7 protein-coding genes are annotated in these 12,800 nt (G+C 67.9%); 2 read left to right on the forward strand and 5 right to left on the reverse strand.

Going from position 1 to position 12,800, the window contains the following annotated elements; translation table 11 throughout:
• Window positions 1–22: 22 nt before the first annotated feature.
• From prfB to IEW34_RS07330, 3 genes are all read right to left on the reverse strand, one after another.
• Window positions 23–1,151 (reverse strand): peptide chain release factor 2 gene (gene prfB, locus IEW34_RS07320; RefSeq protein WP_188608478.1). Its coding sequence is split into 2 segments (ribosomal slippage): window positions 23–1,081 and window positions 1,083–1,151, totalling 1,128 coding nucleotides; the frame shifts between segments, so codons are not numbered across the junction.
• A gap of 134 nt (window positions 1,152–1,285) precedes the next feature.
• On the reverse strand, window positions 1,286–3,715 hold the full coding sequence (locus IEW34_RS07325) for a penicillin-binding protein 1A (RefSeq protein WP_188608479.1): 2,430 nt from the start codon (window positions 3,713–3,715) through the stop codon (window positions 1,286–1,288).
• Window positions 3,716–3,872: 157 nt separating this feature from the next.
• Window positions 3,873–5,090, reverse strand: coding sequence for an N-acetylmuramoyl-L-alanine amidase (locus tag IEW34_RS07330; protein ID WP_244641845.1), 1,218 nt, complete (start codon window positions 5,088–5,090; stop codon window positions 3,873–3,875).
• A gap of 654 nt (window positions 5,091–5,744) precedes the next feature.
• On the opposite strand from IEW34_RS07330, the gene IEW34_RS07335 reads away from it, so the two are divergent.
• Window positions 5,745–8,723, forward strand: coding sequence for an Rne/Rng family ribonuclease (locus tag IEW34_RS07335; protein WP_188608480.1), 2,979 nt, complete (start codon window positions 5,745–5,747; stop codon window positions 8,721–8,723).
• 207 nt (window positions 8,724–8,930) lie between these two features.
• On the opposite strand, the gene IEW34_RS07340 is transcribed toward IEW34_RS07335, so the two are convergent.
• Both IEW34_RS07340 and IEW34_RS07345 read right to left on the reverse strand, forming a co-directional pair.
• Window positions 8,931–10,433, reverse strand: a complete 1,503-nt coding sequence (locus IEW34_RS07340; RefSeq protein ID WP_505625269.1) for an MDR family MFS transporter — start codon at window positions 10,431–10,433, stop codon at window positions 8,931–8,933.
• Between the two features lie 174 nt (window positions 10,434–10,607).
• Entirely contained in the window at window positions 10,608–11,717 is a 1,110-nt protein-coding gene (locus IEW34_RS07345) for a pyridoxal phosphate-dependent aminotransferase (RefSeq protein ID WP_188608674.1), read from the reverse strand.
• A 278-nt stretch (window positions 11,718–11,995) separates the two neighbouring features.
• On the opposite strand from IEW34_RS07345, the gene IEW34_RS07350 reads away from it, so the two are divergent.
• A complete protein-coding gene (locus tag IEW34_RS07350) occupies window positions 11,996–12,793 on the forward strand; it encodes a DsbA family protein (RefSeq protein WP_188608482.1) in 798 nt (265 codons plus the stop codon).
• Window positions 12,794–12,800 lie beyond the last annotated feature (7 nt).

Raw genomic sequence — 12,800 nt, forward strand, 5'->3', positions numbered from 1 at the left:
ATCGCGGGCGTTTGCGCGCCCGTCAGTCGATGTCCTCCACCTCGACGTCGCCGCCGTAGACGCGGTGGGCCAGTGCCGCCTCGAGGAACGGATCGAGATCGCCGTCAAGCACGTCCTGCGGGCTCGTCGACTGCACGCCGGTGCGCAGGTCCTTCACCAGCTGGTAGGGCTGCAGCACGTAGGAGCGCAGTTGATGCCCCCAGCCGATGTCTGTCTTCGACGCCGCTTCCGCGCTGGCCTTTTCCTCCCGCTTCTGCAATTCCAGCTCGTACAGACGGGCACGCAGCATGTTCCAGGCGGTGGCCCGGTTCTTGTGCTGCGAGCGTTCTTGCTGGCAGGCGACGACGATCCCGGTCGGCAGGTGCGTAATGCGCACCGCCGAGTCGGTGGTGTTGACGTGCTGGCCGCCCGCCCCGGACGAACGGAAGGTGTCGATCCGGCAATCGGATTCCTTCACGTCGATCTGGATGCGGTCGTCGACCACTGGATACACCCAGGCCGACGCGAAGCTGGTGTGGCGGCGCGCATTGGAATCGAACGGCGAGATCCGCACCAGGCGGTGCACGCCTGACTCGGTCTTGAGCCAGCCGTAGGCGTTATGGCCCTTGATCAGCAGCGTCGCGCCCTTGATGCCGGCTTCTTCGCCCGCCGTGTACTCCATCACCTCGACCTTGAGACCCTTGCGTTCGGCCCAGCGCGTGTACATGCGCAGGAGCATCTGCGCCCAGTCCTGGCTCTCGGTGCCGCCGGCGCCGGAATGCACCTCCAGGTAGGAGTCGTTCTGATCGGCCTCCCCCGAAAGCAGTGTCTCGACCTGCCTCCGGGAGGCTTCGGTGTTGATCGAGCGGATCGCCTCTTCGCCCTCGGCGACGACGCCGGCGTCGCCTTCGGCCTCGCCGAGCTCGATCAGGTCGACCGAGTCGGCAAGATCCTGCTCCATGCGTCGGATTGAACCGATGCGCTCCTCCAGGTCCGTGCGCTCGCGCATGACCTTCTGCGCCTCGTCGGCATTGTTCCAGAGGTCGGGATCTTCGGATCGGGCATTGAGTTCGGCGAGACGTTTCGTGGAAACGTCCCAGTCAAAGATGCCTCCTCAGCAGTCCAATGGACTGCTTGGCGGATTCGGTCAGCGTTTCGATCTCGGCGCGCATGATCGGTTACGTTCGGATGTCCCTGGTTGATGGAGCGGATGAAGGAGCGTTTGAGCACGATGTCCGCGCGTGTACGGCTCCAGCGGAGCCGTACACGGACCGTGGCTGACGGAAACCGAAGCGGTCGTCCCGCCCTAATAGAGGCCGCCGGGACCCGCGGCCTCGCGACCGCGCGAGCCGCCGGACGAACGGCTCGACTCACTGCTGGCAACGTTCTCCGGCGGCGCCGTCCCGGGTTTGAAAGCCTCAAGGATGACCCCGCCGCCCGGCCCGCCGCTGCCGCCGGCCCGCAGGCCGGTCGACGCAGCGACGCGGACCAGCTTGATCCCCGGCGGCACGCGGAAGGGCGTCGCCGGCTTGTCTTTGAGGGCCATCTTGAGGAGGTCGCGGACCACGGGCGCGGCCAGGTGGCCAGCAGTCACCTGGCTACCGAGAGACTTGGGCTGGTCGTAACCGATGTAGATGCCCACTGCCAGATCGGGAGTGAAGCCGACGAACCACACGTCCTTGGCGTCGTTCGTCGTGCCAGTCTTGCCGGCGACGGGCTTGCCCACTTCCTTCAGCACGGTCGCGGTGCCCCGCTGCACCACACCTTCCAGGATCGACACGACCTGGTAGGCGGTCAGCGGATCAAGCACCTGCTCGCGGTTGTCGATCAGCTTGGGCTCCTTCTGGTCGGCCCAGCGCGCGCCATCGCACCCCTCGCAAACGCGCTCGTCGTGCTTGTAGATGGTCTTGCCCCAGCGATCCTGGATCCTGTCGATCAGCGTCGGCTTGATGCGCTTGCCGCCGTTGACGAACATCGAATAGGCGGCGGTCATGCGCATGACCGTCGTCTCGCCGGCGCCGAGGGCCATCGGCAGGTACATCTGCAAATCGTCGTAGACGCCGAAGCGCTTGGCGTATTCCACGATGAGCGGCATGCCGATGTCGCGTGCCAGCCGCACCGTCATGACGTTCTTGGAACGCTCGACGCCGTAGCGCAGCGTATGCGCCCCGGTGAACTTGCCGTCGTAGTTTTCCGGCCGCCACGGCGGCAGACCAGGCCCCTGCTCAATCTCGATCGGCGAGTCGAACACGGTGCTGGACGGCGTATAGCCGTTGTCGAGCGCCGTCGCGTAGACGATCGGCTTGAACGACGAGCCCGGCTGGCGTTGGGCCTGGGTGGCCCGGTTGAATTCGCTCTGGTCGAAGGAGAAGCCGCCGATCATCGCGAAGACACGGCCGGTATTGGGATCCATCACCACCATGGCGCCGGAGATCTCCGGGATCTGGCGCAGGCGGTAGTTGCCCGGCTTGCTGTCGATCGGCTCGGCATAGACCACGTCGCCGGGCGACAGCAGCGCGGAGACACGCCCCTTGCGGGTCCAGCGCATGCCGTCCCCATCGATGATGCCGGTCTCGCGTTCGCGCGGCACCTGACCGTAGCCGTCGCGGCGAGGTTGGAGGCCGATACGGGCAGAGCTGGCGTTGGATTCCAGCACGACGGCAAGCCGCCACGGCTGCACGTCCGTATAGGACGGCAGGTCGGCCAACGCCTTGCCCCAATCGCGGTTGGTGCCGAGATCCAGCTTCTGCACGGTGCCGTGCCAGCCCCGCGCCTCGTCATAGCGCACGAGCCCGTCGACCAGCGCCTTGCGCGCCATGGCCTGCATCTTCGGGTCGAGGGTCGTGCGCACCGACAGGCCGCCGTCGTAGAGCTTCTTCTCGCCGTATCGCTCGGCGATCTCGCGCCGCACGTCCTCCGCGAAGTAGCCGGCGGCGAAGGTGTTCGGCGACAGCGACCGCGGCGACACGCCAAGCGCCTGCTTCTTCGCCGTGTCACCATCGGCGCGCGTGATGTAGCCGTTCTCGATCATCCGGTCGATGACCCAGTTGCGGCGCTCGGTGGCCGCCTCACGGTGCCGGAAGGCGTTGTAGTTGTTCGGCGCCTTGGGCAGCGCGGCGAGATAGGCCACCTCGGGGATAGTCAGCTCGTGCACCGATTTGCCGAAGTAGTTCAGGGCGGCGGCGGCGATGCCGTAGTTGCCCGAGCCGAGGTAGATCTCGTTGAGGTAGAGCTCGAGGATCTTGTCCTTGCTGAACGCCTTCTCGATGCGGAAGGCGGTCAGCGCCTCGCGGATCTTGCGCTCGTAGCTGCGCTCGTTGCCGACGAGGAAGTTCTTCGCCACCTGCTGGGTGATCGTGGAAGCGCCCTGCTCCCGCTGGCCGGAGCTCTTGCGGTTGAAGTTCTGGATGATCGCGCGCAGCGTGCCGAACGGGTCGACGCCGACGTGCGAATAAAAATTCTTGTCCTCGGCCGCCAGGAAGGCGGCGATGGCCAGCTTGGGCACGGCCTGAATCGGCAGGAACAGGCGCCGCTCGCGCGCGTACTCCGCGATCAGCGTGCCGTCGGCGGCGTGCACGCGCGTCATCACCGGCGGCTCGTAATTCTGCAGCTGCGTGTAGTCTGGCAAGTCCTTGGAGGCATGCCAGACGAAATAGCCGAGCGCGAGCGAGGCAACGACCACCAGGCCGACTCCCGTCGCGAACACGAAGCCGAAAAACCGGAGAATCAAGCGCATGCGACCAGAGCCCGCCCTATCACGATGAAACCACAGCGCATGGCAAGCCGCACGCGCGACGCCCGGGCCTCAACGCATTGATCGGGCCCCAATAACATGGAACGGGGGGGCTCGGCCAGTCGCGGGCATGCTGGGCAGGCCAGCTTATGCCTGCGCTCTATGGAGAAACTGCGGCGCGCACCGGTGTATGGCCGCGAGCCGCGAAATACTGGTCGACGGCGGCTGTCAGGGCCTTGGTGGTGTGGTCGCGCCAGGTGTCGGAGTTCATCAGGTCGGCATCCTTGCTGCTCGACAAGTAGCCGATCTCGATCAGCACCGAGGGGATGTCGGGCGCCTTCAGGACCCGGAACCCGGCGGACCGGTGCGGATTGCGGTTGAGCTCGACCGCCGTCCCCAGCTCGGTGACGAGCCGCTTGGCGAACTGGCCCGAGAACGAGCGGGTCTCACGCATGGTGAGGTCCTGGAGAATATCGGCCACCGCCTCCGGCTCGTCGGGCGCATCCACCCCGGCGATCTTGTCGGCTTCGTTCTCCTTATCGGCGAGTTGCGCCGACTCCGCGTCCGTGGCGAACTTCGAGCCGGTGTAGACCGTCGCACCCCGAACGTTGGGCCGCCGATTCAGGATGTCGGCGTGGATCGAGATGAACAACGAGGCCTTCTGGTCCTGCGCGACGCGGACCCGGTCCGGCAGCGTGATGAAGACGTCCTTGTCCCGCGTCAGGCCGACGCGATAGTGGCCCGTTGCTTCCAGATGCTCCTTCAGTTTCAGCGCGAACGCAAAGACGATGTTCTTCTCCACGATCCCGGCTGCGTTGACGGCTCCGGTATCGACCCCGCCGTGTCCCGGGTCGATGACGATGAGCGGCTTCTGCGCGTCGGCCGGCGCAACCGGCTTGGGCGCCGCGGCGGCCCGCGGCAGGCCGTCGCCGACGTCGATCATCGGCTTCAGCGCCGCCTGGCGGTAGCGGGCCCGGTCGGTGCGAGTGAGATCGACCTCGAGCTTGGTGAGCTCGCCCGGCCGGGAGACGCTCTGCGCCGAGACGACGAGGGCCGGTTCGTCCAGGTCGATGACGATACGGGAGCGGCCGGGAGCGAACAGGCCGTAGCGGAACGACCCCACGATCCCCGCCCCCCGTCGGCCCGCTCCTTCCGGCAGCTGGAAGTTCACCTCCGGCAGATCGATGATCACCCGATCCGGCCGCTCCAGCAGGAACGCCTTGGCCTTGACCTCCTGCGAGAGCGTGAAGCTCAACTTGGCGCTGCGGGAGTCGGCCACAAGGTCGACCGCGCCGGCCACCGCCGGAGCCGGGCGCGCCGCGTCGGCGGCCGGCTCGCTCGGTTGCGCGTGCGGTGCCGACGCCCAAGCTGCCGCCAAGCAAAGCCCGATGCACGGGCCGATCAGCCGCCGCAGGGACGATCCGGGTCTGCGCGAATGCACCATGGCCATCGTATAGGACATAGAACCGGCCCGGTTAATGTCACATTAGGATTGCGCCGTCGCGGCGGCCGTGGCGTTGCGCTGACGCAACATTCGGCTTGCCAACCACGGCGCTGGCTATGTAATGAACACAGACCCGTTTCGACGTGGCGTGCGCCTGCCAGATCGGCGGACGGCGCCACCTTCCGGAACGACGAGCGGGCAAGCACAGCCAGTGCTTCTTTACGCTCGCCCGGTTGTTCGACGGCAGCGACGACGGATGTCGGCACGTCGGTACGGGGCTGCGAGCTGCCGCTTTGCAGCACCTTTCGTCCGCGCACGCCCCTGGCGGTGTCTCGGAATTCACGAGGACTCATTGGATGGGCGTCTACGCTGATCCGGCCCAGTTCGCCCCGTCCGCCGCAGACCGCGGCGCGGCAGGCGCGGGCTGCGCCAGTGGCCAGCCCGTCTGGATATCCTGCTTCCCTCATCCCCTGATCATTGGCCCCGGAACCAACGGGAGCCGTCGTGGTGCAGCCAGGCGAAATCCGCCGTCCGCCTCAGGCCGACGGCGCGTACGCTGGCCGTGCGCCACGGACATGGAAGTTCAATATGCCCAACAAGATGCTTATCGACGCGTCCCACCCGGAGGAGACCCGGGTCGTCGTGGTGCGCGGACAGAAGGTCGAGGAATTCGACTTCGAATCGGCTAGTCGCCGCCAACTTCGCGGCAACATCTACCTGGCGAAGGTCACGCGGGTCGAACCTTCGCTGCAGGCAGCGTTCGTCGAATACGGTGGCAACCGCCACGGCTTTCTGGCCTTCAGCGAAATTCATCCCGACTACTACCAAATCCCGATCGCGGACCGGCAGGCGCTGCTCGCCGAGCACGCCGAAGCCGCCGAGCGCGAGGAGCGCGACGACGACCGCCCCTCCCGTCGCAAGCCACGGCGCGAGCGCGGCATGCGGGCGCGGACGAGCGAATCGATCAGCGCCGACGCTCCGCTTGCCATCGACGAGGCTGCGCCTCACGGCTCCCCGGACGCTACGCTCACCGCGGGCGACGCCGACCATGGCGAGCCTCTCGAGGGCGAGCCCGCGGCCGTTCATGGCCCGGAGATCGATCCAGGCGATCCGGATTCGCCCGCAGCAAGCGAGGCGCAGGTCGCGGCCGAGCCGCGCGACCGCGACGACGACGGGATTGCGGCAGTTGCAGCCGCCGAAGGCCCTTCCGACGAAAGCCCCGCCGCCGAAGGCACTGCTCCAGAGGCCGCCGGGGCGGACGCCGTGGCCGAGCCGGTGGTCACGGAAGAGGCGCCTGCTGCGAACGAAGCCGGTCCGGCCGCGGCGCTGAGCGAGCCCGACGCCGCGCAGGTCGCGGAGGTACCGGAGGACGGGGCCGTCGCAGCGCGAGCCGACACCGACAAGGATGGTGACGGCGAGGAGGATGACGAGGACGAAGAAGAGGAGGAGGAGGAGACCGTCGAGCACGTCGGCGGCACCGACGCCCTCGAGGAGTTGCCGGAGCGCCGCTTCCGTCCGAGCCGCCGCCAGTACAAGATCCAGGAGGTCATCAAGCGCCGGCAGATCCTGCTCGTGCAGGTGGTCAAGGAAGAGCGCGGCAACAAAGGGGCGGCGCTCACGACCTATCTGTCGCTCGCGGGCCGGTATTCGGTGCTGATGCCGAACACCGCGCGCGGCGGCGGCATTTCCCGCAAGATCACCAATTCCGGCGACCGCAAGCGGCTCAAGGAGATCGCTCAGGAGCTCGAGGTGCCCGAGGGCATGGGCATCATCCTGCGCACGGCGGGCGCGGCGCGCACCAAGCCCGAGGTCAAGCGCGACTTCGAGTATCTACTGCGGCTTTGGGAGAGCGTGCGGGAGCTCACGCTCCGATCCACCGCGCCGGCCCTGGTCTACGAGGAGGGCTCGCTGATCAAGCGGGCCATCCGCGACCTCTACAACAAGGACATCGACGAGGTTCAGGTGTCCGGCGAGGAGGCGTATCGCGAGGCCAAGAACTTCATGCGCATGCTCATGCCGAGCCATGCCAAGGCGGTGCAGCCCTATCGCGGCACGCAGCCGCTGTTTGCCCAGTATGGGGTCGAGCCCCAGCTCGATGCCATGTTCTCCAACCAGGTGACGCTGCGGTCGGGCGGATACATCGTCATCAATCCGACGGAGGCGCTCGTCTCCATCGATGTGAACTCCGGCCGCTCGACCCGCGAACACTCCATCGAAGACACGGCGCTACGCACCAACCTCGAAGCGGCCGACGAAATCGCCCGCCAGCTTCGGCTGCGTGACCTGGCCGGCCTCATCGTGATCGATTTCATCGATATGGAGGAGAGCCGCAACAATCGCGCCGTCGAAAAGCGGATGAAGGAATGCCTGAAGAACGATCGGGCGCGCATCCAGGTCGGCCGCATCTCGCCGTTCGGGCTCATGGAGATGTCGCGCCAGCGCATCCGCACCGGCGTCCTGGAGAGCTCTTCCGTTCCCTGCCCGCACTGCGGCGGCATCGGCACCGTGCGGGCCGTTCCCTCGATCGCGCTGCACGTGCTGCGGCTGCTCGAGGATACGCTGATCCGCAGCAGCACGCATAACCTCGTCATCCGGACGCGGACCGAAGTCGCGCTGTACATCCTCAACCAGAAGAGAACGCACCTGCGCGACCTGGAGACCCGTTTCGGTGTCGAGGTCATGATCCAGGCCGACGATCAGCTGACAGGGTCAAGCCATTGCCAGTTGGAGCGCGGCGAGCCGGCGACGGGCGTCGTGCGGGCGCCGACGACCGGCATCCGGATCGACGCGCTGATGCCTCCCGAGGATTTCGTCGAGGACGCCGACATCGACGCCGAGGTGGAGGAGGAAGCCGAAGCCGAGGCCGAGGGCGCCGACGAAGGCCGTCGCGAGGGCGATGAGGGCGACGCCGAATCGCCGCGCCGCCGCCGCCGCCGCCGCCGCCGGTCGGGTCGTAGCGGCGACGAGGCCGCCGCCGATGACGCGGGCGTCGAAGACGCAGCGGCACCGGGCGGCGACGACGGGGAGCCAGGCGATGCCGAGTCGGCCGAGGCCGAGGCCGAGGCCGAGGAGGTGGCTGAAGGCGGCGAGAAGCCGGTGCGCGACGACGAGGACGCCGACGAGCCGCGCGCCGGACGGCGCCGGCGGCGCGGCCGGCGCGGCGGCCGCCGCGAGCGGGACGGCGAAACCGAGGGCGAGACGCTCGTCGCCGAGGGTGAGCCCGACGTCGTGACCGCCGCTGAGGCCGCGCAGGGGCTTGAAGAGGCGTTGGTTCAGGACGTCGCGGTTGCGGTCGAGCCAGACGAGTTGTCCCTCCCCGGCATCACCGAGGCAACGCCGTCCGAGCCGGAGCCCCCTGCGCCCGTCGCCGAAGCGGTTCCCGCCGCAGAGGCTCTCGGGACACAGGCTGCTGCCGATGTGCAGGTTGCCGACGAGGTTGCTGCAACGCCGGCGACGCCGCGCGCGTCTGAACCGGAAACGATCGTTATCGAGCAGCAGATCGATCCCAACCGTCCGCGGCGCAGTGGATGGTGGTCCCGGGCCAAGACGGCGATTACCGGCGGCTGAGCGAGCCGGCGTTCCTCACGGGGGGGCGCCGCCATCGCCTAGAGCGTTTTCGAGCGAAGTGGACGCCGGTTCGCGTGAAGAAAACGCGGTAAAACAAATAGATAGCGCATTTCCGCGGTTCGAAGAAACGCGGAAATGCTCTAAAAGCCGCGCAGCCGGAGACCATCCGGCTGCGCGGGCAAGCCACCGCTTGGTCGACCCGCCGTGTCACGTCGCTTTGGGCGTCACTGGGTCGGCCACGGTGGTGCGCAGCGGCCGCTCCTCCATGAACGCCAGAAACGTCAGGGCGATGGCGAGCCCGAGGGCCGCCGCCGCGAAGATCCAACGAAACACCGGAGCGAGATCGCCGCCGGCGGCCGGGCTTGAGAACGTCTCGAGCGAGGACACCGGCACGCCGACGAGCGCGCTGCCGCCCAGCAGGATAGCGCCGAACACGGCCACGATGACGGCGGCCCCGAGTTGCCGGAAGAAGTTCATGGTCGCCGTCGCGGTGCCGAGCTGGTGGACCTTGACGGCGTTCTGAATCGAGATCGTCGAGACGGGCAGCAGTGTGCCGAGGCCCATGCTGCTGGCCGCGAGCAGCACCTCGACCTGCCAGAACGGCAGCCCGCTCGGCCACACCGCCAGAGCGAGTTGGGCGAGGATGCCGAGAGAGAGGCCGACAAGCGCCACACGCTTGTAGCGGCGCACATACATCATGAATCGTCCGGAAATCGTCGCTCCGGCGACGGTGCCGATCATCAGCGGGATCAGCGCGACGCCGGAATCGCTCGCCGAAAGATGCATCACGAGCTCGAAATAGAGCGGCGCGTAGATGCTGAGTCCGACGAAGGTGCCCATGCCGAAACAGGCCGCCAGCGTGCCGAACATGACCACGCGGTTGGCCAGGACCTCGGTCGGGATCAGCGGCTCCGCGGCCCGGCGCTGGCGTAGCGCGAACAGCCCCCAGAGGGCGGCCGAGACGGCAAAGGTCCCGAACACCTCGGGCGAGATCCAGGCGTAGCGCGTCCCGCCCCACGACAGCGCCAGCAGCAGCGATACGGTCGCCGCGACCAGGAGGCCCGCGCCGGCGAAGTCGAGCTTGTGGGGCCGCTCGTGCCGCGGCAGCCGGCGCAGCAGGGAGTTCGCCATCCAGAACGCCAGCCCGCCCAGCGGCAGGTTGATCCAGAAGATCACCGACCAGTGCAGGTGCTGAGAGATCAGGCCACCGAGCACGGGCCCGACGAGGCTCGACAGCGCGAAGACGCTCGCCACGTGCGCCTGATAGCGTGACCGCTCGCGCGGCGGCAGGATATCGCCAAGGATCGTCTGCGCCAGCGAGATCAGCCCGCCGCCGCCGAGCCCCTGCAAGGCGCGGGCGACGATCAGCGCGTAGATCGACGGCGCCAGCGCGCAGGCCACGGAGCCGGCGACGAAGGTGGCGATAGCCACCAGCATGGCGAGGCGCCGCCCCCAGATGTCGCTCGCCTTGCCGTAGAGGGGAGTCACCACCGTGGACGACAGCAGATAGATCGTCACCACCCACGGCAGGTGCTCGACATCGCCCAGATCCTTGCCGATGGTTGCGAGCGCGGTCGCCACGATGGTCTGATCGAGCGCCGCCAGCAGCATCGCCAGGACCACGCCGAACAGAATTGCATGGATCTCGCGCTGGGTGAGTTGCACGGGCGGCGGCAGCTGGGCGGCGGAACTCGGCAGGGGAACGTTCATCATGGGCCTCGGCAAGCGTCCGCCGCGCCCCGCACGGGCTCCGCTCCACGGCTTCGGGCCGATCGGAAATGCCTCGGGGCTCGCCGGCGAAGACCGGCGTTCAAAGACGCAGCACGGCGCCGGCGGACACCCTCTATGGATTGCTGGAGATTTGGTCCATCCAGGCCCGCCGCGCTAGCGGCGCTGCAGCCAGCCGCGAAGCCGACGCATGCATTCGCGGCATGTCTCGTGCGAACCGGCGAAGGACAAGCGCAGGAATTGCGGGCCTCGCTCCGGGTCGAAATCGAGCCCCGGCGTCGCGGCGACCCCGATTTCCTCCAGCATTTGCTGGCACAAGGCGTGCGAGTCATCTGTCCAACGCGAAACGTCGACGTATGCGTAGAAGGCACCGTCGATCGGCGCGACCGTGAGTCCCATCCGCGGCAGCTCGTGGAGCAGCAGCGCCCGGTTGGCGGCATAGACGGCACGGACCGCCTCCAGCTCCGCGGTGGCGTCGAACGCCGCCTCGGCCGCCACCTGACTGAGATATGGAGGCGAGATGTAGAGGTTCTGCGCCAGCCGCTCGATCGGCCGCACCAGCCGCTCCGGAACCACCAGCCAACCGACCCGCCAGCCGGTCATGCAATAGTATTTGGAGAACGAGTTCACGACCACGGCGTCCGCGTCGAAGGCCAGGGCCGTCTGCGCGGGCGCCTCGTAGGTCAGGCCGTGATAGATCTCGTCGGAGATGAACCAGAGCCCGCGCCGGCGGCTGACCGCGGCGAGCTCTGCGAGTTCGGCGCCGGGTATCATGGTGCCCGTGGGATTGGCCGGGCTCATGGCCAGCAGGCCGGACAGGCGGTGTGCCGGATCAGCGCGCCCGAGCGCATGCGCACCGAGCACCCAGTTGTCCGTGGCCGAGACGTCGACCGCTACCGTCTCGATGTCGAGTGCCGCGAAGATGTTGCGATAGGCCGGATAGCCAGGCTGTGCGACGGCGACGCGGGCGCCGGGCTCGAACAGGGCCAGGAACGCCAGGACAAAGCCGCCCGACGAGCCGGTGGTCACCACGACGCGCTCGGGACTGACGTCCACGCCATAGGCGTCCCGATAGTGCCGGGCGATTCGCTGCCGCAGCGACGGCAGCCCCAGAGCCTCGGTGTAGCCGACATGGCCGCCGGCGAGCGCCGCCTGTGCCGCCTCCAGGACACGCGCCGGGGACGGCGCCGATGGCTGCCCGACTTCCATGTGGACGATGTCGCCGCCCTGCCTTTCTTTCGCCTTCGCGGCGGACAAGACATCCATGGCGAGGAACGGGGCGACGCGCGCGATGCGCGAGGCGACCTGGGCCCCGCGAGGCGTTGCCGCTACGGCGGCATGGTCGACGGCGGCAGCCCCTCGGGGGGTGTCGTGGCGGGCGACTGTCGTAGGCAAACGGCGCTCCAAGGCGTTGTTAAGGCGCGCACGATACGTCACACGTAAGCGGCCCGCCATTGTCGCTGCCGACCGGCAGCGGGGCGGGCGGACCCCAATCCGCGCCATCGCGGCCCAGCCTGCGGCGCGCTCATGACGATGGGAATCCCATGATTCGAAGCGCTCGGCTCTTTTCCCCCCGGCTCACCCGCGCACTCGCCGGGATCGGGCTGACGCTCGCGCTTACGGCCGGGATGTTGCATCCGGTACGGGCCGCCGACATCACGCCCGAACAGAAGACCGCCATCGAGGCCATCGTTCGCGGCTACATCATCAACCACCCAGAGGTGCTGCAGGAGGCGATGGTCGAGCTGGAGAAGCGCCAGCAACAGGCGCAGCAGTCGGCTCAGCGCGAGGCCTTGGCGACCGAGAAGGCGACGCTGTTCGATAGCCCCCACGCGACGGTGATCGGCAACCCGAAGGGCGACGTCACCCTGGTGGAGTTCTTCGATTACAACTGCCCCTACTGCAAGCGCGCGCTCGGCGACGTGACGGAACTCGCCAAGGCCGACCCCAACCTGCGCATCATCGTCCGCGACTTCCCGATGCTCGGACAGGAATCGGTCGAGGCCTCGAAGGTCGCGCTCGCCGTCAAGCAGCAGCTCGCCAGTGACAAGTTCTTTGAATTCCATACCAAGCTCATGGGCACCAAGGGCCGCGTCGGCAAGGAGCGGGCGGTCGCCGTCGCCAAGGAGCTGGGCGTCGACATGACCAGGCTCGCCAAGGACGAGGCCTCGCCCGAGATCCAGTCTGCGATCGACGAGAGCGTGCGCCTGGGCGACAAGCTCGGCCTGACCGGCACGCCGTCCTTCGTCATCGGCGACGAGGTGGTCTCGGGCGCTGTGGGCGTGGAGCCGTTGAAGCAGGCTGTTGCCGCCGTCCGCAAGTGCGGCAAGGCAACGTGCTAGCGCACCT

Origin of the sequence: Chelatococcus reniformis (genome assembly GCF_014640075.1) — a bacterium.
Taxonomy (GTDB): domain Bacteria; phylum Pseudomonadota; class Alphaproteobacteria; order Rhizobiales; family Beijerinckiaceae; genus Camelimonas; species Camelimonas reniformis.

Bases quoted from the DNA above. Each gene is read 5' to 3' on its own strand.
- IEW34_RS07335 (WP_188608480.1), top strand. From the start codon at position 5,745: ATGCCCAACAAGATGCTTATCGACGCGTCCCACCCGGAGGAGACCCGG.
- IEW34_RS07350 (WP_188608482.1), top strand. From the start codon at position 11,996: ATGATTCGAAGCGCTCGGCTCTTTTCCCCCCGGCTCACCCGCGCACTC.
- IEW34_RS07325 (WP_188608479.1), bottom strand. From the start codon at position 3,715: ATGCGCTTGATTCTCCGGTTTTTCGGCTTCGTGTTCGCGACGGGAGTC.
- IEW34_RS07340 (WP_505625269.1), bottom strand. From the start codon at position 10,433: ATGAACGTTCCCCTGCCGAGTTCCGCCGCCCAGCTGCCGCCGCCCGTG.
- IEW34_RS07345 (WP_188608674.1), bottom strand. From the start codon at position 11,717: ATGGATGTCTTGTCCGCCGCGAAGGCGAAAGAAAGGCAGGGCGGCGAC.